Origin of the sequence: Haloarchaeobius marinus (assembly GCF_051207415.1) — an archaeon.
GTDB lineage: Archaea > Halobacteriota > Halobacteria > Halobacteriales > Natrialbaceae > Haloarchaeobius.
Genome location: NZ_JBPKGD010000001.1, coordinates 1,167,394 through 1,192,495 on the forward strand (window position 1 = coordinate 1,167,394; position 25,102 = coordinate 1,192,495).

The following is a 25,102-nucleotide window of genomic DNA, read 5'->3' on the forward strand; positions in this document are numbered from 1 at the left end:
TGGGTTCTCGGCAGCGGACCGTTCGAAACGGGTCGAATCGCACCGGGGTCACCGGTTCTCAATCGCCCTCGAGATGCTCTCGGACGAGTTCTGCCGACCGGCGCGACCGTTGCTTGACGGCCGGCAACTCCGCCCGGACGGTGTCCGCTATCGAGGCACGGTCGTCGAGTGCGCGTTCGACGATTCGTCGAAGGGACTCGCTATCCACGTCGTCGACGTCGATCACGTACTCCAGTAGCCCGAACAGTTCCATCAGCCCCCTGGTTTTGAACTGGTACTGTATCGCCACGACCGGGGTCTCTGCCAGCATCGCCAGGATGTTGGAGTGCATGCGCATCCCGACGTGGAGGTCGACCCGTTCGTAGATTTCGACGAGTTCTCGTGGCGTGTACTCTCCCGTGAGAATCTGTACGCCGTCGTGGTCGCCGTGGCGCATCAGATCGACGGCCCGTGCGGCCATCAGGCGGTCGTCCCTGTGATAGCCGGCTAACCCGGTGCAGGTCGATGCGAACAGTACGTTCGACTCCGTCTCCTCGACCAACCAGTCGGCGACGTCTGCGACGGCCCGGGCGTAGTCGTCTACAGCCGTCTCTTCGTCCGTATGCTGCCACTCTCTGACCGAGATGCTCACCGTCGTCTCGTACTCGTCGGGAAGCGTGTCGTTCGCATCCAGCGCGTCGAGTGGAGTTCCTTCGTTCGTCTCCAGGGCCATCGAAAACGCCGCGTCGGCGGTGCAGTGTACTGGCGTGGAGACGTTCAACCCCTCCACCACCTCCTTCGATCGTTCGTCCCGTGTGACGATCAGTTCCGCTCTGTCGAGAACGGTCCGGGTCATCCTGCGGTACGGAGAGCGGTCGAACGGGCCGAGCGTCTGCGCGTAGATGACAACCGGGGTGTCGAGCTGGTCGAGGAAGAGGTGCTCCCACAGAACGCCGACCTTCCCGGGAAAGTAGACGTCAGTCAGGAACTGGCCGCCAGTCGAGACGACGAGGTCGGCGTCGAGGTACGGTTGTACGTTCCCTCTCTCGACCACGTATTCGAATCCCGGCGGCGTCACCCCACGTGTGTACAGGGGGCTGGTCGCTGAGAGATACGCGCGGGCGAGGTTCTCCCTCGACGGTTCCCAGTGAAATCCTGCGAGGACCTGTTCCTCCGAGTCGATTCCGTGTACCAGGTCGGCTGCCTGGGGGTGCTCGGTCATCACCGTGACGTCGGCATCGGGGTACACCGCTTCGAGCGAGTGGCGGACGCCCTCCAGTATCGCGGCGTCCCCCCGGTTCGATGCACAGTAGTAATCAGTTATCAGTATATCCATTGTCGGTGGGTGGGCGGCTACCCGATACTATCCGCTGGAAACGGCTTTAATATTATGCAAATGAGTATAGTATTTCAAACTGATGCAGTGTCTCATCCTGACGTAGAAAGCACGTGTCACCCCACTCGGTGAAGACCGGCCAGAGCCCCGTCTCGGCCGTCGCGGAGTGCTCATACCGGCGTCCGTTCGGTTGCGTCGACGACCCGAGAGGTGCCCTGCTGCAACCGAGAGAACGCCTGCTACATCGAGTCCGGCGAGGATGGTATCGTCGAGCGGACCTCGGTTTCGGGTGCTCAGGGCCGCTATGCGACCGGTGTGGTCGATTTCGTCGAGCGGGAGTTCGACATCGATGGACCGCGATGAAGCGCTGACGGCGCTTTACGAGGGCGACCGCGAGCGCCGACGGCGAGTGGCGCGGTCGCTCTGGGAGACGAGTCGTTCGGCGCGCGACGACCTCGGCGAGGGTATCGAGCCGCTGCGGGCGGCGACGGAGGACGACGGACGCGATTCCAGCGGTGACGGGGAAGCGGACAGTGACGAAGACGGGTACGTACAGAGCGGGCAGGGTTGCGACCGTCGCGACCCGGAAGATTGCCCGGGGTCTTCGGGACTTCTGGCCGTTCCGATAGGAATCCGGTTCGTCCTCAGCCCCCCGGGTCGACGATCGAGCCGATCGTCCGCTGGAGGAGGACGAGTATCTCCCCTGCGATGGTGAGCACCAGTGACCCGAGGAGGAGCATGAGCGGGATTCCGAGCGGGATGGACTGTGCTTGGGGCCAGACGATGATCGAAACGAGCCACGTCACTCCCGAGATGAGGAAGAAGCTGGTGAGCAGCGCCCAGCTGCTGACGAACTGCTTCGTACCCCTGAGGAAGAGGGCAGAGGCGACGAACTCGACTGCGTTCGAGACCGCCGTGGGCTCGAACTCCGAGGCGAGGCTCACTGGCCCGACCGTGGTCGCGTCGCCGCTCTTCACAGTCACCGGAGGGAACCAATCTACGAGGCTCGCCGGCGTGATGTCCTCGAACTCGTACGCGCCGCGTGTCGTCCGCTCGTATCGCGTGGCCAGTACCGGATGGCCGGCGTCGTCGGACACCACGACGACGTCCGCGTCGTTGTTCCAGACCGGCCAGCGTTTGTTCCAGAAGAGGTGCCGCTCCGAATCCGTCTCCTCGTATTCGTCGGTGGGTGGGGCCGAACCGGTGTGGACCGTCAGGGTCGCTCCGGGTTCGAGTGTGACCCCGCTGGGAATCGTGAAGGTGTGGTCGCCCTTCGTGACGCGGCCCTCCTCCTCGGCCGCGTCGTGAATCGTCCACTGGCCGAGTGTCAGTTTCGCATCCCCGACGTTCTCGAAGGTCAGGAACTCGTCGTGCAACTGCTCATGGTCTCGGCCACCGGCGTCGGGATGGGCGTCCGAGAGCGCCAGCGTTCCGCCGGTATCCTGTACGGTGACCGTCCTGGTACTGGCGCCAGAGGCCCCGTATCTGTCCGTCACGGTGAGCGTGACGTCTACCTCGCCGGGCGTTCCGAAGACGTGGACCACCCGCTGGCCGGTCGGTTCGCTCTCGCCGATGGTCCAGTCGTACTCGACGACGTGGTCGCCCCGGTCCGGGTCGAAGGAGAGAGCCCCGTCGAACAGGACCGGATGTCCCGGTTTCGGGTTCTCCGGGTGGGAGACGATCTGTGCATGTGGCGGCCGGTTCTCCGTGTCTCTATCGTCCTCGTCGGTCGGTTTCTCGCCCTGCTGGCCCGTCCCCGGTGGGTTGCGTACCTTCTGGAGCAGCCACACGCCCACGAGTCCCCCGGCTGCGCCGACCCCGACGTCCAGCCCTGGCGGGAGCCCCCCGGTATCGTCAGCACGCGTCGTCGTCTCGGTCACCGGCGGGAAGTGCCCAGCCACGAGCGCCTCGTCGAACACGGGATCTCCGTATTCCAGGTAGGGTGGGTCGACCCCAGTGTCCTCGACGTGTCCGAAGGAGCGGTCGACGTCGGAGTCGACGTGCGCCACCGCGACGAGCGTGGTCTCCCCCTCGACGGGATCTTCGAGTTGGATCTCGACGGTCTGTCGTCTGGTTCCTGCCGGGAGGAACTCGCTGACGCCACGAATCGGCCCGGCCGGGGACTCCTCGTAGATCGCGACGAAGCCCCCGACCTCCAGGTAGACGTCCTCGACGACGACGACGACCCGCGCTTCGTCCACGGCCTCCTGATTGCTGAAGGTGATCGACCCGGTGACCGCGCCGATCACGCCCGGGACCGTCACGAGGGTCACCTCGTCGTCCTCGGTAACCTCGATCTCGATGGGCTGTCCGGGTTCGGCGTCAGCCAGGTCGAACACTACCTCCCACTCTCCGGTCTCTGAGATCTCGGCAAACTCACTGGCCAGGACGGAGCCATCCGAAGCCGAGAGGCGGACCAGTAACTCGGTCGACTGACTGAAATCCGAGTCCGGGCCGACGTCGATGACCCCCGTGAGGAGTGTCTCGGGGTCGGCCGGCAACACGACGAGGTCGCCGACCGTTCGATCGACCTCGACCGGGCGTTCGGCCTGAAGGGACGAGACCGTCGATTCCGCCGGGAACCGCCAGACGGCCCCGAACGCGACCGCACCGGTTGCACCGAGATACCGTCGGCGCGAGAGTCCCTCCGGCGAGCTCATGAGGTGTCGGGTTCCATCGACGTCATGGAAATTTCACCGTAGGCTACGGTATGGGCACGTCGGATATTGTTATGGATATCCTTGTTCTCGACCGATGGGAATCCCACGTCGAATCACATTCGTAACTGATGGGTCTGGAGTGGTGGATACCGGCTCTATTTTCACACGCCGGCTATGACAACTCTCCGCCAGTTCTGGCTGACAGTACTGGACACAGGGCGCGAATCTCGTCCCGGTCCCGCGGGGCACTCTCGCGTTTCGGGCCAGGAGAGGGGGTTCCGGATCGAGGACTTCGGAGCTGCCAACCAGTCCCAGCATTCCGGTCGTTCGAATCGGCCGACTCCGTGCTGGTGACCGCGTCGAAGCGCCCGGTTCGTCCCGGACACATCACACAGGCACCTCGGGGGCACGTTTCACTTTCGTGCGCTTCGTACTATCCGGCATGTCCCAGGCGACAGAGACGACGGTCGCGATAGCCTGTCAGGGCGGCGGGAGTCACACTGCATTCACCGCGGGCGTCCTCCGCGAAATCTTGCAGAATCGCCCGGACGAGTACAGAATCGGGGCGTTGAGCGGGACATCGGGCGGAGCCATGTGTGCAGCGCTCGCGTGGGACGGACTCCGGCGAGACGACGTGCGAGGCGCGAGAGACCGTCTCCAGGGGTTCTGGCACGACGTGGCCGCGGACTCGTTCTGGGAGCAGTTCGTGAACGACACGACCCTCTGGAGCAGTCGGCTCACCGGTGAGTTCGGGTCGTTCGGCACGAGTCCGTACTACCACTGGGGGTCGGTGTGGGCCCGGCGAGAACTCCGGGAGACGATCGAACGGTACGTCGAGTTCGACGGGTCGGCCAGCGATTCACCACCACGCCTGTTCGTCGGTGCGGTCAACGTCGAATCCGGGTCGTTCGAGGTGTTCGCCGACGGCGAGGCGGGCACGGACGCGTTACTGGCGTCGGCCGCCGTCCCGACCCTGTTCCGGGCGGTCGAGATCGACAGTTACGGGCACTGGGACGGACTCTTCTCACAGAACCCACCCATCCGACACTTCACGAGCGAGGTGCCGGCCGACCAGAAGCCGGACCAGATCTGGATCGTTCGGATCAACCCCGACGAGCGTCGTGAGATACCGCGTTCGCTGAACGACATCGCCGACCGGCGCAACGAACTCTCGGGCAACCTCTCGCTCGAACAGGAGAAACACATGATACGGTCCATCAACGACCTCGTCGACGAGGGCGTCATCGACGACGACCGGTACAAACACATCGAACTACGCGAGGTCGAACTGGACGTGGACCTGGACGTCCACTCGAAACTCGACCGGAGTCCGGCGTTCCTGGAGAAACTGATGGAACGAGGTGAAGCGAAGGCGAGCGAGTTCTGGTCGGCAGACGACGGCTGACCCCTTCCGGGCGATACCTGTACGTTCGAACGTGTGAGGAGTCACGGAAATCGAGGAGAACGCCCCGTGCGGTCGTGCGGACATGACTCCGATGGTCGAATCGACTGGACTCACGAGAATTCGTTCTCGACCCCCGGGGAACCATCGAACCGCAGACTCCGCTTCGTGGAATCCTCGCCCGTCAGGGTGGGGAGGACGTCAAAGCGAGAACTCCGTCCACAGCGGATAGTGGTCCGAGATGCGAGACGACAGTGAGCGCATGGTCAAGTCCCGTCGAGGCAGCGCGAACTCCCGGAAGTCGAACGTCCCCGACTGGCGGTACTCCAGCGACAGCGCTGGCTGGCCGTGCTCCCCGGTGAACCACGCGATCTGGTCGTAGAACTTCGCTGTCGGGTCGTCGACGTCGGCGTAGATCGTTCGTGGCACGTCGTTCAGGTCGTCCGGTACGTGCAGTCCGGTCGAAGTGAACGCCTCGTAGCGCTCGTCGCCGATGCGGTCGATGTTGAAGTCGCCGAGGGCGATGAGGTTGTGGTCCCACGAGTTGATCTGTCGCGCCCAGCGATCGAGCCAGTCGGCGATCGCCCGGAGTTCGGGCGTCCGTTCGTCCGCCGAGTCGCCGTAGTCGACGTGCAAGGTCACCAGGATGAACGTCCGGTCTCCGGACCGGAAACTCACCGCGTACGGCGTTCGGGCGAACTGGCGCTGGAGTGCATCCTCGCCGATGTCGTCGTTCTCGAGTTCCTCGGCCGGGACGACCAGCTCGCCTGCGAGACCGCTGGGCTGGATCCGACGTCGGTCGAAGAGGAAGGCGAGTCGTTCACCGTCACCGGCGTCGCCGCGCGTGACGTCGGTGAGCATGACTCCCCAGTCGTCGCCCAGGAACTTCAACGCGTGACGAAGCGACTTCAACGTCCCCACTACTTCCTGGATGGCGATGACGTCGAACCTGCGGAGCACCTCGATGATCGCGCGCAGCGAGTGGAGGTCACGCTTCGGGCTGTCGCCGTCACCGGCCCGCCACTTCTCGGTGAGGCCGCCGAACTCCTTGATGTTCCACGTCCCGACGAGGAGGTTCTCGTCGACGGTCCGTGGTGGAATCGTTTCGTCGATGGCAGTGGTGAGGTCGTCGAGGTCAGACTGGACGGCTGTCGGTGGCGAATCGGTGATGGTGGGCATGGGGTCAAACTCTCTGATTCGAGATGGTCGGTGTACGTCTCTGTTTACTCACCGGGCCCCTCGCCCGGCGGTTCCTCCTCCGTAGTGATGTCGTACGAATCGAGGAAGCCCAGCTGGTCGGGATACCACCGGAAGAACACCGGGGCCTCGGACTGGAGCAGCCTGTGTACGGTTTCGAACCGCTCTCTGGAATCGAAGCCGAAGATGTACCCGTTCCCCCGATACCCGACACCGGAGTAGTTTCGGTCGTATCTGAACCATATGACGGTGTTCCAGATGGGCCCATCGTAGGAATCGGCCGGGCGTAGGCTGATCAATTCCCACTTCTCTCCCGGCCGGTTCATGACGTTGGCTTCGTACGACTCGATCTCGAACTGCGGCATACGTTACTAGTGCTGCGGTCGCGTTCAAAGTTAGGCGGGAGTTGCCACGAGGTTCTGACAGTACCGTCCCGAGTCAGGCCGAATTGTGAATGTCTGGGCCTCCTCGAAAGTCATACGTAGTGGTATGCAGTCGCTGTCGTGCTGTATACGTGGAACCTATCACACGACACATACGACAGGATAGGCAAATCCGTACAGGGACGACTCGATACCGATGATCGTCTATCGCTTCCGGTTCCGTCCCTCGTCGGGGAACGCGTTTCCGCGGGGGATCATCGCCGTCTCGCAGTACGCCTCGCCGTCCGCGTAGTCGACGCCGGGCTGGATGAACGGGTACGGCCCGTCGGCGGGCGTGTTCTGGGCTCGGCCGCCGTCGTCGGCCGTTTCGACCAGGCCCATCACTTCGTAGCCGACGGGCGAGTGCGCTTCGAGGTACTCGGCGATGACGTCGACCGGTATCGCCCCGTCGTCGACCGCGACGTCCTAGAACGGGAAGCCGCAGTTGCCGAGGTCGCGTTCGGGGTCGCCCGGCCGGCGGAACGTCGCCACCGAGTACGTCGCTTCGGGGTCGACCGTCTCGCCGTCGACGCGCATCTCGACGAGGCGACGGCCGCGCTTGGCGGTCGGGTCGACGGTCACCTCGACGTTCGAGGAGAAGTTCCGGACGCGGCCGTCCTCCTGATTGTAGGGATACGGCGAGAAGTTGTCCTCGAGGAACCCCTCCATGTGGGACGTGAGCTGCTGCCCGTACGCGACGCCGCGGGCGACGGGCGTCGCCATCGGGAAGAACGTGTAGAGCTGTCCGAGTGTGACCTCCCCGGGCGGGATGGCAGTTCCGTACCGGAAGCCGTGCGAGACGGCGAGGTCGGTCTCGAAGTGCGCGCGCAACGCGTCGTTGAACAGCGTGTTCCACGCGCTCTCGAGGAACGACTGCCGGTAGAGCGCCGTCTCGGTCTGGCCGACGACCGTATCCAGCGGGCGGTCGAGCGTCCCCGCTCCACGTTCGACCCCGGGGTCGTCCTCGAAGAACGGCGCACGGACGGACTCGACCGTCTCCCTGGCCGCCTCGTCGGGGTCGGGCGTGTGCTCGCCGTCCTCGGTCAGGCAGTAGAGGTGGTGTCGGAACTGCACCTCGCCATCGCGTACGCGGAGGTCGACGCGACCGAGTGCCTCGCCCATCCCGGACTCGACGACCACGGTGTCGGTCTCCTCGACGACGATGGGGTCGTAGGTGTACTCGTGCGTGTGGGCGCTGAACATCACGTCCACGCTCGTACAGTCCTTCGCGGCCTGCACCATCCACGGGAGTCCGATCTCGGTCACGGCGACCACGACGTCTGCGCCGTCCTCGCGGGCGGCCTGAGCGGACTCCTCGAGGAGCGCGGGGTGCTTGCCGAAGCGGTACTTCCCCTCGTAGAACGCGGGGGCCATCCGGTCGACGTAGACGTTCGTCATCCCGACGACGCCCACAGAGAGTCCGTCGACGTCGACGACGGTGTACGCGTCGTACAGTCGGTCGTCGGTCTCCCAGTCGTAGAGGTTGTTCGCGAGGACCGGGGCGTCGAGGTCGTCCATTAGCGCTACGAAGACACCGTCCTCGGCGGCCTCGTTCGAGTAGTCCCAGTTCCCGGGGACGTAGACGTCGGGGACGACGTGCTCGTTGATGGGTTCGAGCATCGCTCGTCCGTCGGTGTAGGTGGTCACGGCGGAGCCGTGGAACGTATCACCGCTCATCAGCGTACAGACGTCGTAGTCCTCGCGGAGTTCGTCGAGTTTGGCTGCGAGCAGGGGAATCCCGCCGCCGCGTTCGATGACGCGGTCTTGGTCTCCGAAATCGAAGTCCGGCTTCGACGTTGGATTGTCGTAGTAGACCTGGTAGCGCGGCGTCAGCTGCCCGTGGAGGTCGCTGACGTGGGTGAAGACCACGTCTGGGTCGTCGGCGCCGTCGCCGGCGGGGTCGCCACCGAGGGACCTCCACTCGCCGATGGACGTCTCGCTCCCGTTCATCGTGATACGATTGCACGTACGTCCTCCTCCTGTTCATGGATTGGGGTTGTGATTCGAAATCCTCAACGAGACCCGCCACGAGGGCTGTATCGCAGAAGATCGGACACGATGGCCGAGAGTCACTATCCCTGCGTAGGAGACAGAAACTCGTGGCGCGGTTGGGGATGTGATATCGAAACGAGACCGAGGGTGTCCACCTTCAGCTCTTAGGGACAACTCCCCTAAGCGCGGACGCCGTAGTATCGTCTCCAACGATGCGTCCGGCGACCCGAGCCTGGAGGCGATACCGATGACGAGTACCTGGGTGACGACAGGCTTGTCTGCGGCCGTCATCCTGGTCGCGTCCGTCATTCACGGGATCGCCGGGTTCGGCTTCGCGCAGGTGTCGATGGGGTTGATGCCGCTGTTCCGGTCGCCCTCCAGCGCCTCGATCGTCTTCACCGCGACTGCGGTCGTGAGTAACGCCCGCGTCTGGTGGAGCGTCCGCGACGCGTTCGACTGGGAGAAGTGGATCGTCCCCGTCGGCGGACTCGTCGTCGGGATGCCGCTCGGCATCTACGTATTCAGTCAGTTCGACGAAGCACAGATGCGCGTCGCCATCGGTGCGGTTCTCGTGCTCGCGGTCATCGTGGTCGGCGCGACCCAGCAACTCGATACCGTCACGGACTGGATCGAGGACAACGATTACAGGCCGGGGAATATCGTTGGCGCGACGGCCGGGCTCCTCGCCGGGATCTTCGGCGGTGCCGTCGCCGTCCCCGGCCCGCCGATGATCGTCTACGGGGCGTTCATGTCGGCCAGCGGGTTCTGGAGCGACGAGGAGATGAAGGCGACGTTCACCGCGTTCTTCGGGACGCTCATGCTGTACCGTCTCGTGAGCCTCACGTACACGGGGGCCGTGACGGCGCCGCTGCTGGTCGAGGCCGCAGTAGCCGTCCCGATGGTGTTCCTCGGTGCGTGGGCCGGTGTCTACATCTTCGACCACATCCCCGAGCGCATCTTCCAGTGGTTCGTCCTGGTGCTGCTGACCGTGAACGCGTTCGTTCTCCTGTTCACGGCTGTTCCGGAACTGTGACCGCGTCCAGGAACCTCGAAGGCTCCGGAGCCTTCTCTCGCCACCCGACTGGACGACGAACGAGCAGCGAACGCTTCGGACGGCGTGTTTCAGGCGGTCGTCCTCGTCGGGATGAGCCAGCAGCGAGAGGAGTGCTAGGTCTCGTTGCGTTCGACGCGCATACACTACTCAGGAGAACTACGACACCTAGAATCTTCTCCACCCGGGAATCGCGCTCGTATCGGAACTAATCGACTGATTCCGTCGTGCTTCTCCACCGACTACGAAGAATAGCCCAACCGAGACGCAGAACGCAGTTAGCGGTACTTCCGAACGGAGATGGGGCTCCCTCTCCCTGGGTTCCGCTTCTGAAGGTAGAGGACGCCAACGATTACAGCACCGATAATCGGCGGGATGAACATGCCCACGAAGAAACCAACAGCCCACATGTCGGCCGTCTCAAGCCCATGCTCTCGCCCATCGAAGTATATCAAGACCGCTCCAATAAGCCCGAGGAAAACGGCGAACGTCCCTGAGATCTCGATTCCAACCATGGATACTCATCAGTTCTGACAACTAATACTGTTTTCGAACCCGGACTGATCTCCCTGCGTGGTGCTCTCTGCTCGTCGAGACACCACATCTGCTCTACCAGTCTCCTCCGTTTCCGATTCCCCCCCGATACAATTGGACAACACTACGAAACGTCGAGCAGGGGCCACGTCAGCGATCGGCCCACTCCTCGCGCAGTTGCGCCCGCTGGTCCTCCATGCCCTCGGGGACGTCGGTATCTGCGAGCGCGCCGAACGTCTCTTTCCACGACGGCATCGCATCCGTTCGCCACCAGAGAACCGTCCAGCCGGACGTTCGCCTGTCGACGCTCCCCTGTTCGTGGAGAGCCTTCAGACGGTCGCGAGCAACCGCAAGGGAGCACCCGAGCACGTCGATGACAGCTGTAGTGGTACTCGTCGCCACGCCGACCTCGTCGAAGACGGCCGGAACGTCCACTGACGAGGTCTCCTGTGTGTCTCGCCCGCTGTCGTCTTTATTAGGGCTCACACGTTCAGCCACGACACGTCACCAGAAAAACCCTGCTGGTGGTATCTGCGTCGAGTGTCTCTGTCGAATCGCCTCGACGAACGTGCGGGCGTTCGAACGCCGACCGACCCCGGGTCTGCTGAAAGAGGCCATGGGACGTCGGACGAACGACGAGACTCGTCGACGACCTCCCCAACCCGGGGACGTCACTCCCCGGGGCAACCGAGTTCGTACGGGTCCGTCTGCGCCTCGGCGGGCAGGTCGACCGAGACCGGTTCGCCGTAGTCGCCGAACGTGGTGGTCATCGTCACCGTCGCCGTGTTGCCGCCTTCAGACACCGCGAACCGAAGTTCCGTCCGGAGGAGTCGCCCGGTGTCGGCGTCGAGCCAGGCGCGCAGTTCGACGTCGTCGATGCTGGGACCGCCGAACACGGGTTGCGACCGTTCGTCCTGGTACTGGGTGAGCGCGTCGGCGGTCGGTTCGCCCGAGAGGACCACGGCTTGCTCGCCGTCGACGGTCTCGGTGCCGTTCCAGTACAGCGACCCCGACTCCAGCAGCGACAGCTGCCGAACGGCAGGGGTCTGGCTCATCCACTCGCCGTCGTCGTCGCGTTCCTCGACCGCCCAGCCGTCCCACGGGGGTGCACACTCCCGGTAGACGGTCCGGTTCAGCACGAACGCCCGTCGCGACTCGCCGTCGCTGGTGGTGTTCGACCGCATCTTCCGGGCCGCAGCGTCGACGGCGCCGGTCAGGTCGAGGTCGACCTGCTCGGAGCGGCCGTCGGCGGTGACGGCGACTGTCATGTCCGACTCGAACTGGTACGACTCGGTCGACGCTAGGGCCGCCGTCGCGTTGTCGAGGGCCCCGACGGCGCGCTCCTCGCGCGTGGGGTCGGGGCCGAACCCGAGCGTCGAACAGCCGGCGGTCAGGACACAGACGACCAGCAGGGCGTGGAGGGCGAGGCGGGCCATGGGCGAGCCGATACAGCCATAGTATAAAAACTTTGTCAACTCTGCTGGGGGAATCTACAGGCGGAGCAAGGCGGTCTGCTCCACCCTGTCACTCCCCTCCACGTAGTCAGCGGCACCGATCCACGGCGACGTACATCGCGTTCCTCCTCGGCATCGACGTCGGCGCCCTGGACCGGACGAAGACGGAGGAATTACGACCGGTCTCCGAATCACCCGGCTACGAGGGCGTCGAGTGAGTACTCATGTAGTTCCACTGAACCACCTCGCGAGGCCGGCACTCGTCGCCATCTCGACGACCCCGAACGCGACGGCCGGGAGCGACGCGATCGTCGGGAGTCCGGCGGCGACCACGAGCGCTGCCGCGACGGCGAAGTCCCGCATGCCGACCGAGAGAATCGACGAGATGCGCACCGGGCGCGAGGCGCGACGGCCGACGAGATAGCCGACTCCGTACCCGAGTCCATTCAGCGCGACGACGCCAGCCCCGACGCCCATCAGTAGCGGGGTGTTCGCCCCGATGACCGCCGCGTTCGCGGCCGTCACCCCTCCGACGATGAGAATCACCATCAGCGCCGAGACTGCCGGGTAGTAGGCGTCGAACCGGGCGACTCGGTCGGGCCGCCACGCCCGGATGGCGACCGCGAGTACTATCGGGGCGACGACCGCGACGACCAGTTGCTCGACGATCGGTGTCGTCGGCACGTCGATGCCCCCGACCAGCAGGGTCACGATAGCCGGAACGAACCCCACGCTTCCGATTCCGATGACGACCAGTGCGGTCGTCGAGAGGGCCGTATCGCCGTCGGCGAGTTCCGTCATCACCGGCGTGACGAGTTCGGGCGTCACCGCGCCGAGCACCACGAACCCGACGGTCAGTTCCGGAGAGAGACCGAGGCCTCGGGCCACGCCGAACGCCAGAAACGGCATCGTGACGTGTCCCGATAGAACGAGGCCGAGCGTTCGAGCGTCGATCTGCCGGAACTCCTCGACCGACAGCGTCAGCGAGATGCTGCCGATCATCATCGCGAGGATAGGCGTCGAGGCGCGTGTCACGACCGCCACCTGTGGGAGTGCGATACCCAGACCTGCGGAGAACAGAATCCACACGAGGAGGTAGTCCTCGAGTAGGTCGACGAGTACCGTCGAGTGGGACCGGGTTGCCGTCGTCACCGTGGTCGACCACGTTCGAGGCCACGCAACGCGGCGCGCCTCCCCATTGCTGTGCTCGGTGACCTCGGAGGGTGCACACCGTTCTGTTGCACGCTGTGAGGGGGGACTGGCCGGGCAGTCCTCTCGACTGGCTCAGCCATCGTGGTGTTCCTCCAGGTAGGCGACGATGTCGTCGGACTCGTACATCGTCACGCCGCGTTGCCGATCGACGAGGAACGGAATCTGGTCGTCGCCACCGAGTGTCCGGAGTTGATCGTGGGTCTGTTCGTTGCGCGTTTCGCCGGCGGCAGAGCGGGGGTTGTGGACGACGTACGAGACGCCGAGATCGGTCAGCGTCTGGCGTACCGTCGCCGAGTAGCGACATCCCTCTGCCTGGTGGAGTTCGAGCATTGGCGTTTCCTGAAGGGCCGGTCGCCGCCGGCGGTCAGGCGTGGGCGTGTGCCCGTTCGTGGACGGCCGCCGTTATCGCCTCGAGATCGATATCGCCATCGTGCTCGTCTTTGTCCCAGATCAGGTCGTCGTCAGCGTGGACCTTGAACACACCACCGTGGCCTGGCTGGAGCCGCACGCCATCCAGGTCACGACCGAACTCGTCGAGCAACGTCTCTTGCGTCTCGACGGCGTACTCGCGCAGGCCACAGGGCACACAGTACTCGATGGTGACTTCCGTCATTGCAGTTCGACCGAGGAGCGCCCGGGGGATAAATATCAGGTTTATGTTATGATATGGGGTTTCGTCTGCGTAACCGTGGTTTCGTTTGTATACGACGTATCTTCGAGGAACTACTTTCCGTCCGGACGTACAAACGAACGGTATGAGCGATTCCGCGGACGTTCCGGAAGACGAATGCCTGGCAGTGTGGTGTGCGGGCGATGACTGGTGTGCGGTGACGTGTACGATCGACGTGATCGGGAAGAAATGGCACCCGGTCATCGTTCACCGACTGCTACGACACGACGCACTCCGATTCAACGAACTCAGCGACGAAGTCGGCGCGATCACGAACAAGATGCTCTCGCAGAGCCTCGAAGACCTCGAGGAGAACGGCCTGGTCGACCGCGAGATCGTGCGTGAGAAGCCCGTCGCTGTCGAATACTCGCTCACCGAGCGTGGACGGTCACTCGAACCAGTGATCGACTCGCTCGAGGAGTGGGGCAAAACGTACCTGCGCCCGGCCGAGGGCGAAGAGGACGCGGCTTGCTGACCGGAGCCGAACGCCAGCGACGACGGACGCTTCCCCGGGCCGACGTGGCAGTGTTCGTGGGATTACCGCCGACGACGCCTCCGTTCGTGCCTCGATGGAATCCCGAGTCTATGCTAAGAACCGCCGTTCACACGAGGACCGCGTTGAACGCCAACCCGACACCGATTCCGATGGTGACGACTGTGCTCACGTAGGCGACGAGCAACCGCCGGCTGAACAGTTTGTTCAGCATGACGAGGTTGGGCAGACTCACGCCGACGGTCCCGACGAGCAGTGCCAGCACCGTTCCGATGGGGATTCCCTTGCTCGCGAGTGACGCAGCCACCGGCAGCATCGCGGAGAGGCTGAAGTACATCGGGACGCCGGCGAGGACGGCCAGCGGGACTGCGACTGGATTCGATGGCCCTAGCAAGGACTGGAGCCACGACACGGGGACGACAGCGTGGATGAGCGCCGCTGCGACCATCCCCAGCGTGACGTAGGGAAGCATCTCGCGCAGGAACGACCAGGCGTGGCCTGCCGCTGCTCGGCCGTGCTCCCGGTGGGGTCGTTCCGGACTCGCGACGGCCCCGTTCGTTCCGCCGTCGGCCATCGCCGGCGAATCAGGGCTGACCGACGCGATGCCGTCGACCCTGACGTGCTCCTCGAATGCCAGCAACCGGCCGATTACCAGTCCACCGGCAACTGCGGCGACGTACATGACGAGGACGTAGAGGCCCGCGACGCGGAGGCCGAACAACCCGACGAGGAGCGGCACCGCGATCTCGTTGACGAGCGGTGAGGCCAGCAGGAACGAGAACACGATGCCCAGCGGCGCACGGGCCTGCAGCAGGCCCGCGACCAGCGGGATGCTCGAACACGAGCAGAACGGCGTCACTGCGCCGAGGCCCGCGGCTGCGAGGTTACCGCTCCCTTCGTCACGCTGTTCGAGCGCCTCTCGAACGCGCCCCGGCGACGCGTACTCCTGGACGAGGCCGACGAGGAACGATGCCAGCACGAACAGCGGTACGATCGTCGCGAACAGCCAGGCGAAGTACCGGGCCGAATCCAGGAGGTCGGCCCGCAGCGTCAGCGGCACTGCTGCGATCTCCGGTGTCATGACGACGGAGTCTGCCCGTCAGAGGCCTCGAACGCCGCAGCGAGTTCCTCGAATAGCGTGCGTGCGTCGTCGATCCGGTCTGGGTCGAGGTCGACGTCGAGCTTCGCGGTGAGGTCAGCCATGGTCCGCTCGCCGCGCTGGTAGGCAGCGACGTCGTCGCGGGTGAGGCTGGTCCGGTCGAGGACACTCTGTGCCTCCCCGCTCGCGTCGCAGCGACACCCGACGTCGTCGGTTCCGTATCGGTCTTCGAGGCGACTCCACAGGCGGTCCAGTACGGACTGGTTCGTATCGGTCGGCATGCACGTCGTCGTGACGCCCGCTACCCCTGTCTGTTCATCTCCCCTCATCTCGGGAGGATTCAGGACGGTCGGTTCGCAGGTTACCGTACGACCGGCGAGTACGGACGGCAGTCACGCCGACGCGAGCAACTCCGAGAGCAGATTTCGCTCTGCCCGACGGAGGTGTTCTGCGACCGTCGATGGGTCCAGGTCGAGTTCTTCAGCCACCTCCTCCGTCGAGACGTTCCGGGGGACATCGAAGTATCCGAGACCGAAGGCCGTTTCGAGGATCTCGAGCTGGCGGTCGGTCAGTGTATCGAGTGCTGTCGTCGGCCCCGTGTAGTCCGAGATACGTTGCAGGACCACGCTCATCCCCGCGTCGTCGTAGGCATCGACCCCCTGTGCGATGTCGTCCTGTTCGCCGACGAGCGTCACCTCGACGCCACCCTCGCCGACCTGGATGTCGCGGCTCGAGATACCCAGTGTCCGCATGGGACGGACCTCGCCGTCGACGTCGGGGACCACTTTACAGAGGTAGACAACCTTCTCCGTCGCCCCCGAGAGTTGCTCGTACCACTCTAGCCGGTCGACCTGTGCGAGGTCGTCACCGATCTCAGACTCGACGGTTACGACGAACAGGCAGCCGTCACCGTAGCAGACGAGTTCGGAGAGGTCTCTGAGCCCGGCCGCCCGGATGTGCGAGACGAACCCCTCCAGTCCGAGCTTCTCGAACTCCGTCTGCGGTACCTGGATGACTGCTTCACGCATTCGTGACTCCCTCCACGTCTCGTACTGGGGATTTACGCTCCCCTGGAAAATAGTTCTCGCCCCAGATGTGGGGCTGGTTTATGCCGTCGACATGGGGCCTCGAGGGCATCGCGACGATCGCCAGCATGGACTTCACGCTCCGGTCGACACGTCCCCGCCGTACCGGGTGAGCACTCGGGAGATGACGTCCCGTTCGGCCCGCCGGAGCAGCACAGACGCGGTGCTCTCTGCACACCCCAGCGTCTCTGCGACGTCGTCGAGTGTTCCCTCACGGGGAACCTCGTAGTAGCCGAGTCGTAGTGCCGTGCTGGCGGCCGCTAGCTGGCGGTCGGTGAGGGTACCGGCGAGGGTTCCACCACGCCGGTCGTAGGTTCCGATCTCGTCGACCGTCACGTCGACCGCCGGGGGTACGTTCTCGAGCGTGTCGTGGATATCGCCGCCATCGCCGACGATCGTCATCTCCATGGTGGCCTCGTCGTCGAACCGGATCGGTGGCACCACAATCAACTGGCGGTCGGCGAAGGCGTCACGCCACGCTCGCGTTTCCGGACGCGTCTCCTCGCATACCCAGACGTGTGCGGCGTCGTCGTCGATGGGGGTGATTCGACAGTCGACGACCGTCTCCACCCCGCGTACCGCCGCCCGATACCGCTCCAGGTCCGCCTCGACGTAGTACAGCGCGTACTCGATCCCCTCGTCGGGACGGACGCGCCAGGCGAGCATCTCCTCGTACCTGACGGCGTCCCCCTCGCGGATGAACGCCTGTATCGGATGCAGCAGTCGGTCCGGCAGGTGGAGTCGCAGGTCGAGGTACTTCATGACACACAGGTGGACTACCACCTCGGATATAAAAAGGAGCTAGGAGGTTCGCCGTGATATCGAACACGTCGGCGTTCGAACACTCACCCATGACCGGACAGAGTTCGGCCGCCGAAGGTACCACGTCCCCTCCGACTCCGGACGGGGTCCCGTTCCTCGGGAACGGACTCGCGTTCTCCCGGAATCCGGTCGGAGCGATAGAGGAGTGGGCGTCGCTCGGCGACATCGTACGTCTCGAAATCCCGGGACGGACGATGTACCTCGTCACGGGGCCGGGGCCGATCGAGCAGATCCTCGTCGCTGACCACGAGACGTTCACGATCAGTCCCGCCCAGCGCGAGACGTTCCGCGGGATCGAGGACCACGCCGTGACGACGACGACGGGCGAGCGATGGGAGCGACTGCGCAGGGCGTTGCGCCCGGCGTTCACCCGCGATGCGATCCAGCGATACGCCGACCGAATCGTGGAGACGACGACGACCTACGTCGACGAGTGGGAGGACGGCGAGCGCATCGACCTCTACCGGGAGATGCGGTTCCTGTCGGTGAACGTTCTCGCCGACGCGATGCTCGACGTGGATATCCGTGGACGGGAGGAGGTCGTCATGGACGCCGCCGACGCACTCGTCGACCGGGCGAATCTCCGCAGACCCGGCCAGTTGCTCCCCGACTGGATTCCGACGCCGACCGACCGCCGGTTCGAGCGAACGGTGACCGAACTCGATGCGTACGTCGACGAACTCATCTCCGAACGCCGGACGACCGGGCTCGGTGACGACGTCTGTTCGGTACTGCTCGACGCGCACGATGCGGGTGACATCTCCCTCGACGAGGTTCGCCACAACGTGGTTGCGATGCTTCTCGCGGGGCACGATTCCCCGTCGGTCGCACTCACCCACGCCGTGCGGTTGCTCGACGGCCATCCCGACGTGCGGGCCGCGCTCGTCGACGAGTCGCACGACGTCGTTGCCAGTGACCGGCCGACCGGTGAGTCCTCCGCTGCCCTCGAGCGCACCCGGAACGTGGTGTCCGAGACGCTCCGGCTGTATCCCCCGACGCTCGGCGTGACCCGCCAGGCGACCGAAGCGGTGACCCTCGACGGGCACGAACTCCCGGCCGGAGCACAGGTCCTGTGTCCGCAGTGGCCGGTCCACCGCGACGAACGGTTCTGGGACGACCCGACGGCGTTCGTTCCATCTCGGTGGCAGCAGCCGAGTGACCGCCCCGAGTACGCGTACTTCCCGTTCAGTGGCGGTCCCCGCAACTGCGTCGGCGCGCCGTTCGCCCGACAGGAGTTGACGCTGGTACTGGCGACGATGCTCGACACCGTCGAGCTGGACGTCTCGGTGGACGGCCCGCTGACCTTCACGCCGTCGCTCCAGCTCAGGCCCGAACCGGACATCGACGCGACCGTCACTCGGCGGTAGTCGATGCGTCGGAACTGGACTCTCGAACCGGCTGCTGCTTCGACGTCCGGTCTGTGCAGCACGCGACTGGAGTCTGGGTAGCTGCTGTCAGTCGTGGCGTGCTGCATGGAGAGGCCGTAGTCAGCAAGCCGTCGACGTTCGTTTCACGCCCTCGATGGTGAGAATGCCGTTAGATAAGTGTGCGACTGTACAGGAGAAGCACAAAGTATACGCGAGGGGGTAGTCAGGCATCCAACTATGCAGGGGCGCTTCGAGCGCATGGATTCCTCGCGCTGGCTGGTGGAGTGGTTGTTCTGGGGATTCGTCGCCATACTCCTGGGTCTCGACCTGCTACTCCTGGTCGCCGCGCCGTCCGATGGGAGCGCAGGGGGTCTTCGAGTGCTACTCGCGGTCGGTGCAGGCCTGATAGTGCCGCTCGCCGTGATTCTCGGGGTCGTAATCAGACCAGCCTACGCGGTCGGGGGTCTCGTGGCGGTGCCCCTGGTCGTCGCGTATGTCGTGTCGGGCCTGTTGCTCCCGTGGAACCAGCTTGCGTTCTACACGGGCCAGCGCGTACTCGAGACGGTACTGGTCGTCCCGGCACTCGGCGACCAGCTCGCGACCGTCTTCTTCGGCGGTCATACACTGTCCCGGCAGTCACACCAACTCGCGTTTCGCTACCACTACACCATCGTCGGCATCGGATTGGTCGGTCTCGTCGTCGCTCTCGGAGCAGGTGTCTATAGCTACTCCACTACTCGAGAATCCGGGGAGTGAGTCGTGTAAACTCGTCATCGCAGGGACGGGGAACGGACAAACCGTTCATGTTCGGCTGAGCAAGGAGTATAGCCCAACTGTGACAATTATCCCAATTACTGATAGAAACGCAAGTGTGAAAGGACTACGCCACTCCAACGGGATTGCGAATGAGAGAGTAAGAACCGCCAGTATTCCAACCAGTGCGGACCCAATGCCATTGATTACGTCTACCCAGGGCACCGAGTCGTTTTCCACCATACAATCATAATTTTCCTGCCTTAATATATGTGTTATGTTGGGGTTTTGATGATTTGTTACAGCACGGATAAACTATCTACATTGACATCCTGCCCGCCCTGAACGGCGGGGCTCTCTCCTCGACGTTCCGTATCCAATGCACCGTTCGATACACGCATCCCCTGCCTGTGACACCGTGGCCGGAAAGACCGTGTGACCCATCCGCGCTCTATTCAGCACGGTCGCCGAGATATGTCACCGATTGTGGGTTTCATCGACGTTTCACCGAAGACCCTCGGCAATGCGTTCGACTGGACGTTACACTCGTGAGATGCGGACAGGGCGAGTGTTACTCAGGTTGACACGAGAGGTTATATCCGCCTCTGAACGATGCGTATCTTTATCAGTGGTCAAGGCGAATATCCCGAGGCTTGACCTCGGGGATGAAGCCGACAACTCGTGATACAAACCATTAAGTCGAAACATTCCTAATCAAGAGACAGCGATGGAATACAGTCACCGTTACCACGCCTACCCGACACAAGAGGTAGCGGCTGAACTGGAACACCATCTCGACGTTCATCGCCAACTCTACAACCACCTCCGCTGGGACTACACGAACAGTCCCGAGGGCGGCAAGCCGAGCGAGTACGACCAGAACAACAAACTCCCCAACTGGAAACGCAAGTGGCCTGTGTTCAGCGAGATACACTCGAAAGCCGCACAAGCCACTGTCGCACGCTTCCACCGCAACCTCTCGAACCTTCGCAAGAAGAAAGAGAAGGGATACAACGTTGGTTGGCTCAAGCGGCAAGCACCCAGTGAGTATCGAAGTGTGACGTACAACCAGTCTGGTTTCGACCTCGATGAAAAGAGGGGCCGAGACAGGTATGCGTACGTTCGCTTCAGCAAAATCGGGTGGGTCAAGATACGCTATCACCGCCCGATTCCCGACCGCGCCACCATCAAAGAGGTCACGTTCAAGAAGGAGACGACTGGCGAGTGGTTCGTCTCCTTCGGTCTGGAGACCGACGACGCCGACCTGCCTGAGAATCCCGACGTGGACTCGCTCGACCCGAGTAACAGCGTGGGTATTGACCTCGGCATTCTCAACTACATCCACACAAGTGATGGGAAGACCGTGGATTGGCTCGATCTCGAAGACGACTACGAGCGTCTTCGCTGTGAGCAACGGAAGTTGTCTCGCAAGGAGAACGGCTCGAACAACCACGAGAAACAACGCCGAGAAGTGGCAAAGGTCACGCGTCACATTCGTCGGAAAGTGCTGGACTACCAGCACAAACTCACGACGTGGCTCGCCGAGACGTATGACGCCGTGTTCGTGGAAGATTTGAACGTGAACGGGATGCTTCAGGGCGATGGGAACGCTCGTAACAAGCAAGATGCAGCATGGCGACAGTTCATCACACTCCTCGAATACAAGGCCGACCTGTACGGCACGCACGTCAAGCAGGTCGAAGCACGAGGTACCACGAAAGAGTGTGCGTCGTGTGGTGTGGAGACGGCGAAGCCCATCTGGGTCAGGGAACATTCGTGTCCGAGTTGTGGGTTCGAGACTGACAGGGATGCGAATGCAGCGATGAACATATTGAAACGCGGCTTTTCTGAACTAGGGCTGGGATGGCCCGAAGACACGCCCGTAGAGACTGTGACCACTACGGACGCCGCTGATTTCCAGCGTGTGTCTGCAAGTCACGTCGTGGAAACGGGAAGCCCCGGGGCTTGACCCCGAGGCGATTCACCTGGGTGCCCTGTTTCACCCACAGTATGTCAGTACGAGAGTTCCGTGACGAGGTTCCGAACTGGAAGGTCGGCGTCGGATCGGTCGTGGTGCTATTCGCAGCCAGCCTCGTATACGGTGTCATCGTCCGTGGCAGCGTCTTAGAGCTGATGATATGGTGGATCCAGATCCTCGAATTCGCGGCGGCCCTGTTCGTCATCTACCTCTTCTATCGGCTGGTCGTCGCTGTCGAGACCATCGCCAACGAGACGTGACCGTAGACGCAGGGCCAGTGGACAGAACTCGGATTTCGCGTCCGCGCCTGCGTTGCACCCCCGGGCTGAAGCACCTCCGCTCGGCGCAAAAGTCGTCGGGCTACGGCGCCGTTAGTCCGACCGCTCGGCCCCTTCTTCGGGCAGCAACTCGGTGGCGTCCGGCGAATCGGATGCGTCGTCGACGGAGACGCGTACCTCGGCTTCGGTTCGAACTCGAACCGTGTAGTCCCGGTATTCGAACGCGATCTCGACGGGGTTCTCTGGCGACGCCCTGTCCGACTGGACGAGTCTGTCCAGAGCCTCGGCATCGATGACCGTACCCAACGGCGGTGACAACTCCTCGGGTGGGACGCCCTCCTCCCGGGCCACTTCTCCGACGACGAGAAATGAGGCGGAGTCCGTCTTCATACCCTCAAATACGCACGGGTACCATTAAGTGTTCCCCCGGAAGTGCAAAAAGCACAGGAAATAGCCCCGCAAATTGCAAATTCCGCATCCAGGTTGGCGCGACGAGTACGGTCCCGTACCGGATAGGCGACCTGGCCACGCAGAACTGTGCATTCCACGAATCGGACGAAGATTCTTACAGTCGCGGGTGGTGGACTGGCACATGAGTTCAGTCTCGATGGACGAGGTGGACCGTGGAATCCTGTACGTCTTGCAGGAGGACGCACGCAACACACCATCGCCGACATCGCCGAGCACGTGGATGTCTCCGCCAGCACCGTTCGCAACCGCATCGAGCGCCTGGAGGAGACCGGCGTCATCGAGGGGTACTATCCGAAGATCAACTACGAGCTGGCGAACTACCCGTTGCACGTGCTATTCGTCTGCAGCGCCCCCGCCGACGAGCGGGAGGAACTCGCCGTGGGGGCGCTGGACCGCCACGGGGTGGTCGACGTCCGCGAGATGCTCACCAGCACCCGCAACATCTACGTCGAGGTCGTCGCCGTCGACACGCGGGACCTCACCGAGATCACCAACGACCTCGCCGCCATGGGATTCGAGATCGTCTCCTCCGAGATCGTCACCAACCACTACATCCGCCCCTGGGCCGAGTTCGAGTTCGACGAGAGCGAGTGACCCACCACGCGAGTGTTCAACCACACGACACGATTGCGATAATCACAATATATATATATATATATATATATGTTTTTCTGCGGATGAACCAGTTCCATGATTGCGATAATCACAACACTTTTTGGAGCCGGGGCCAGATGTCATGCTATACCGTGACATTGGGGCGTGGGAGGACTCGGTGTCCATCCCGCCGCCCCCAACGCGCCATGAGCATCACACCCATGAGCACCACAGACACACAGGGCTCGCTCGACGAACTGTTCGAGATACTCAGTCATCCGGTGAGACGGCGGATTCTGACGGCCCTCGCCCGAGCGAACCCCCGGGACGAAGCGGACGAGTCGTTTTCGCCTGACGATTTCGCCACCGAAGATGACCGCCTGGACGCGTTTCTGACGTCGCTCCACCACGTCCACCTCCCGAAGCTAGAGGAGACGGGGTTCATCAGGTGGGACCAGGAGACCGGGACGATCATCCGTGGCCCGCGCTACGACGAGATCGCGCCGCTCGTCGAGTTGATGATCACCCACGAGGACGAACTCCCCGGCGACTGGCCGTAGAATCGCTCTTTGACGGTCGTCGAACGCTCGCGGTAGCTTCTGTCTCTACAAACCGTGATCTCTCTTCGGGAATCTCCCCTGCTTCATCCCCATACTTATCAGAAGACCTGCAGAGAATCCCAGGTAGAGGAAGGCTGGAACCGAGCGGGACTTCATCGCGAACCCCGCAGGGACCAGGAGGAAGACACCGACCGCAAACATCAGCCACCACTTCGGCTGGACGAGAACCCGAACGCCGAGTGGAAGGAGTACGAAGCCGCACACGGGAGCGCCGAGCGGAACGAGGACCGGTTCGAAATCCACGAACGTCACTCCGACTGTTGCCACCCCTAGACTAAGCACGACGAGCAAGAGTCCGTGCCAGGACGGACTCCCCCAGAGGAGGAGTCCAGCGTGTTCCTCGTCTTCCGAGGACGTGTGCACGAATCGCCCTATAATGGTATTTATATCTCACGATGAGTATTGCTGGCTCCTACCGACAGAGGCCGAGGCTACGGACCGGACCGGCTCCGTCGAGGGAGAGACACCCCAGGCCGGTGGCTTCGGTGAGAAGTCGCTACGCCGTCCGTCGACGTCCTCCCCGTCCTGACCGGCGAGGATTCCCACAGCACTGCACCGGTGAGTTGGGACTGTTGCGGTTTGCAACACCCCGGAGTGGGCGGTTACAGGCTGTGCCGATCGGCCGGTGCTCCCGTCCCGCCGAGGGATTCGGAGAGACGTCTGCGGACCACACCTCGGTTGCGCCACAGAAGGGGTACCTGCTGCCGGGAACCGGGGACTCCCGATACTGTCCGTTCGAGTGGCCGGGTGGAACGCCCCGGTCGACGAACTCGAAGTGCCACAGGTGCACACTGTCGCTCGCACCCACCCCGTCGAGACCAGCATGCTGCATCCAGCGGGTGACGTCGGCGCCGTGGAAGAAACTGAATCCGGGTTATCACCATCCAGGCACGTGTCGTGGTCCTGCATCACCCGGTCCGAAAGACCCGAGTCAGTCGTGTCGACGAGGGTTCACGTATAAAAACAAACATTATTCGTCTGCCGGGGTTCTGTCAGATTCGTATCGGTGACATCGATCAGCTAGACACTCGGCTGTTCGGGAGTTTGACATCCTCCCCGCGCTAAAGCGCGAGGATTCCTCCGTTGGGGGGTTCGGCTACCGACCCACGGAGGCAACTTGCGGGTTCGTGCGCACTTCTTTGGGACTTTCATGAGGGTGTGGTTTCCCCGACCAATCGTGGTCGTCCCACTCGAATCGCACGGGCCGTGCCATCGGCCTGATTTCGCAACCGCTGTTTTCTCGAAGGAACGTCTCAGACGCCGTGAGGTCGGCGTGCCCCTCGAACCCACACGGACACGTCAGCGTATCTCCGTGGCGAACCGTCTCCTCGTGGTCGCCACACTCGGGACACATCTGACTCGTCCACGCTTCCGACTCGGCTTCAAGAGAGATTCCGTACTCCTCACAGACGCACGCGAGACGGTGGATGAACTTCTTGAACGCCCAGAAGTTGTGCGTCTTCTCGTTCACCCTGACCGACCAGTGCGTTTCCAGCACGTCGGTCAAGTCGCCCACGTACACCGTCGCCACGCCCTCGTCGTACAGCCGTTCAACGAGGTCGCGCACCAGCGCGTTCTGTGCGTGGTCACGACGCTTCGTCCGCTGTCGGTACAGCCGTCGAATCCGATTCGA

The 25,102-nt window shown here is 63.3% G+C and carries 26 protein-coding genes and 1 pseudogene; 9 read left to right on the top strand and 18 right to left on the bottom strand.

Annotated features, from left to right (window positions below; all coding sequences use genetic code 11):
- Positions 1 to 58: 58 nt before the first annotated feature.
- Positions 59 to 1,315: a polysaccharide pyruvyl transferase family protein gene (locus ACSC1W_RS05800; RefSeq protein ID WP_435345947.1), complete on the bottom strand. Its 1,257-nt coding sequence runs from the start codon at positions 1,313 to 1,315 to the stop codon at positions 59 to 61.
- 644 nt (positions 1,316 to 1,959) lie between these two features.
- Positions 1,960 to 3,975: a DUF7282 domain-containing protein gene (locus tag ACSC1W_RS05805; RefSeq protein ID WP_435345949.1), complete on the bottom strand. Its 2,016-nt coding sequence runs from the start codon at positions 3,973 to 3,975 to the stop codon at positions 1,960 to 1,962.
- Between the two features lie 442 nt (positions 3,976 to 4,417).
- Here ACSC1W_RS05805 and ACSC1W_RS05810 point away from each other — a divergent pair, with 442 nt between their 5' ends.
- Positions 4,418 to 5,380, top strand: a complete 963-nt coding sequence (locus ACSC1W_RS05810; RefSeq protein WP_435345951.1) for a patatin-like phospholipase family protein — start codon at positions 4,418 to 4,420, stop codon at positions 5,378 to 5,380.
- 198 nt (positions 5,381 to 5,578) lie between these two features.
- On the opposite strand, the gene ACSC1W_RS05815 is transcribed toward ACSC1W_RS05810, so the two are convergent.
- The 3 genes and pseudogenes from ACSC1W_RS05815 to ACSC1W_RS05825 all read right to left on the bottom strand — a co-directional run bounded on the left by ACSC1W_RS05815 (position 5,579) and on the right by ACSC1W_RS05825 (position 8,946).
- Entirely contained in the window at positions 5,579 to 6,556 is a 978-nt protein-coding gene (locus tag ACSC1W_RS05815) for an endonuclease/exonuclease/phosphatase family protein (protein ID WP_435345953.1), read from the bottom strand.
- A gap of 44 nt (positions 6,557 to 6,600) precedes the next feature.
- Complete coding sequence (locus ACSC1W_RS05820) at positions 6,601 to 6,939, bottom strand: hypothetical protein (RefSeq protein WP_435345954.1); 339 nt, start codon at positions 6,937 to 6,939, stop codon at positions 6,601 to 6,603.
- 222 nt (positions 6,940 to 7,161) lie between these two features.
- Positions 7,162 to 8,946, bottom strand: a pseudogene (locus ACSC1W_RS05825) (5'-nucleotidase C-terminal domain-containing protein).
- 289 nt (positions 8,947 to 9,235) lie between these two features.
- Here ACSC1W_RS05825 and ACSC1W_RS05830 point away from each other — a divergent pair.
- Positions 9,236 to 10,021 carry a sulfite exporter TauE/SafE family protein gene (locus tag ACSC1W_RS05830; protein ID WP_435345956.1) on the top strand — a complete coding sequence of 262 codons (786 nt, stop codon included), beginning with the start codon at positions 9,236 to 9,238 and terminating at the stop codon, positions 10,019 to 10,021.
- Positions 10,022 to 10,317: 296 nt separating this feature from the next.
- Here the strand turns inward: ACSC1W_RS05830 and ACSC1W_RS05835 are convergent, their stop codons facing one another.
- The 6 genes from ACSC1W_RS05835 to ACSC1W_RS05860 all read right to left on the bottom strand — a co-directional run bounded on the left by ACSC1W_RS05835 (position 10,318) and on the right by ACSC1W_RS05860 (position 13,852).
- Entirely contained in the window at positions 10,318 to 10,554 is a 237-nt protein-coding gene (locus ACSC1W_RS05835; protein WP_435345958.1) for a hypothetical protein, read from the bottom strand.
- Between the two features lie 169 nt (positions 10,555 to 10,723).
- Complete coding sequence (locus tag ACSC1W_RS05840; protein ID WP_435345960.1) at positions 10,724 to 11,059, bottom strand: hypothetical protein; 336 nt, start codon at positions 11,057 to 11,059, stop codon at positions 10,724 to 10,726.
- A 185-nt stretch (positions 11,060 to 11,244) separates the two neighbouring features.
- Positions 11,245 to 12,009: a LolA-like protein gene (locus ACSC1W_RS05845; protein WP_435345962.1), complete on the bottom strand. Its 765-nt coding sequence runs from the start codon at positions 12,007 to 12,009 to the stop codon at positions 11,245 to 11,247.
- Positions 12,010 to 12,249: 240 nt separating this feature from the next.
- Entirely contained in the window at positions 12,250 to 13,179 is a 930-nt protein-coding gene (locus tag ACSC1W_RS05850; RefSeq protein WP_435345963.1) for a bile acid:sodium symporter family protein, read from the bottom strand.
- A gap of 132 nt (positions 13,180 to 13,311) precedes the next feature.
- Entirely contained in the window at positions 13,312 to 13,569 is a 258-nt protein-coding gene (locus ACSC1W_RS05855) for a glutathione S-transferase N-terminal domain-containing protein (RefSeq protein ID WP_435345964.1), read from the bottom strand.
- A 34-nt stretch (positions 13,570 to 13,603) separates the two neighbouring features.
- Positions 13,604 to 13,852 (bottom strand): SelT/SelW/SelH family protein, encoded by a 249-nt coding sequence (locus tag ACSC1W_RS05860; protein WP_435345966.1) that lies wholly within the window; start codon positions 13,850 to 13,852, stop codon positions 13,604 to 13,606.
- 142 nt (positions 13,853 to 13,994) lie between these two features.
- Here ACSC1W_RS05860 and ACSC1W_RS05865 point away from each other — a divergent pair, with 142 nt between their 5' ends.
- On the top strand, positions 13,995 to 14,384 hold the full coding sequence (locus tag ACSC1W_RS05865; protein ID WP_435345968.1) for a winged helix-turn-helix transcriptional regulator: 390 nt from the start codon (positions 13,995 to 13,997) through the stop codon (positions 14,382 to 14,384).
- A 127-nt stretch (positions 14,385 to 14,511) separates the two neighbouring features.
- Here the strand turns inward: ACSC1W_RS05865 and ACSC1W_RS05870 are convergent, their stop codons facing one another.
- From ACSC1W_RS05870 to ACSC1W_RS05885, 4 genes are all read right to left on the bottom strand, one after another.
- Complete coding sequence (locus tag ACSC1W_RS05870; RefSeq protein WP_435345970.1) at positions 14,512 to 15,483, bottom strand: permease; 972 nt, start codon at positions 15,481 to 15,483, stop codon at positions 14,512 to 14,514.
- Positions 15,480 to 15,782 carry a hypothetical protein gene (locus ACSC1W_RS05875; protein ID WP_435345971.1) on the bottom strand — a complete coding sequence of 101 codons (303 nt, stop codon included), beginning with the start codon at positions 15,780 to 15,782 and terminating at the stop codon, positions 15,480 to 15,482. The genes ACSC1W_RS05870 and ACSC1W_RS05875 overlap by 4 nt, the downstream gene beginning before the upstream one ends.
- Positions 15,783 to 15,893: 111 nt before the next feature.
- Entirely contained in the window at positions 15,894 to 16,529 is a 636-nt protein-coding gene (locus ACSC1W_RS05880) for a helix-turn-helix domain-containing protein (RefSeq protein WP_435345972.1), read from the bottom strand.
- Between the two features lie 132 nt (positions 16,530 to 16,661).
- On the bottom strand, positions 16,662 to 17,348 hold the full coding sequence (locus ACSC1W_RS05885) for a helix-turn-helix domain-containing protein (protein WP_435345973.1): 687 nt from the start codon (positions 17,346 to 17,348) through the stop codon (positions 16,662 to 16,664).
- Between the two features lie 89 nt (positions 17,349 to 17,437).
- Here ACSC1W_RS05885 and ACSC1W_RS05890 point away from each other — a divergent pair, with 89 nt between their 5' ends.
- The 4 genes from ACSC1W_RS05890 (at position 17,438) to ACSC1W_RS05905 (ending at position 21,766) form a co-directional block, all read left to right on the top strand.
- Positions 17,438 to 18,775, top strand: a complete 1,338-nt coding sequence (locus tag ACSC1W_RS05890) for a cytochrome P450 (protein ID WP_435345975.1) — start codon at positions 17,438 to 17,440, stop codon at positions 18,773 to 18,775.
- Between the two features lie 258 nt (positions 18,776 to 19,033).
- Positions 19,034 to 19,531 (top strand): hypothetical protein, encoded by a 498-nt coding sequence (locus ACSC1W_RS05895; protein WP_435345976.1) that lies wholly within the window; start codon positions 19,034 to 19,036, stop codon positions 19,529 to 19,531.
- 724 nt (positions 19,532 to 20,255) lie between these two features.
- Positions 20,256 to 21,497, top strand: coding sequence for an RNA-guided endonuclease InsQ/TnpB family protein (locus tag ACSC1W_RS05900; RefSeq protein WP_435345977.1), 1,242 nt, complete (start codon positions 20,256 to 20,258; stop codon positions 21,495 to 21,497).
- Positions 21,498 to 21,538: 41 nt separating this feature from the next.
- Entirely contained in the window at positions 21,539 to 21,766 is a 228-nt protein-coding gene (locus ACSC1W_RS05905; RefSeq protein ID WP_435345978.1) for a hypothetical protein, read from the top strand.
- A gap of 111 nt (positions 21,767 to 21,877) precedes the next feature.
- Here ACSC1W_RS05905 and ACSC1W_RS05910 read toward each other — a convergent pair whose 3' ends face one another.
- Complete coding sequence (locus ACSC1W_RS05910) at positions 21,878 to 22,174, bottom strand: HalOD1 output domain-containing protein (RefSeq protein ID WP_435345979.1); 297 nt, start codon at positions 22,172 to 22,174, stop codon at positions 21,878 to 21,880.
- Between the two features lie 297 nt (positions 22,175 to 22,471).
- Here ACSC1W_RS05910 and ACSC1W_RS05915 point away from each other — a divergent pair, with 297 nt between their 5' ends.
- On the top strand, positions 22,472 to 22,849 hold the full coding sequence (locus ACSC1W_RS05915) for an Lrp/AsnC family transcriptional regulator (protein WP_435345980.1): 378 nt from the start codon (positions 22,472 to 22,474) through the stop codon (positions 22,847 to 22,849).
- Between the two features lie 221 nt (positions 22,850 to 23,070).
- On the top strand, positions 23,071 to 23,409 hold the full coding sequence (locus ACSC1W_RS05920; RefSeq protein WP_435345981.1) for a winged helix-turn-helix domain-containing protein: 339 nt from the start codon (positions 23,071 to 23,073) through the stop codon (positions 23,407 to 23,409).
- 45 nt (positions 23,410 to 23,454) lie between these two features.
- Here ACSC1W_RS05920 and ACSC1W_RS05925 read toward each other — a convergent pair whose 3' ends face one another.
- Together ACSC1W_RS05925 and ACSC1W_RS05930 are read right to left on the bottom strand one after the other, a co-directional pair.
- Complete coding sequence (locus ACSC1W_RS05925) at positions 23,455 to 23,712, bottom strand: hypothetical protein (RefSeq protein ID WP_435345982.1); 258 nt, start codon at positions 23,710 to 23,712, stop codon at positions 23,455 to 23,457.
- 853 nt (positions 23,713 to 24,565) lie between these two features.
- Positions 24,566 to 25,102, bottom strand: a 537-nt coding sequence (locus tag ACSC1W_RS05930; protein ID WP_435345983.1) for a zinc ribbon domain-containing protein, incomplete at its 5' end; no start/stop codon positions are given.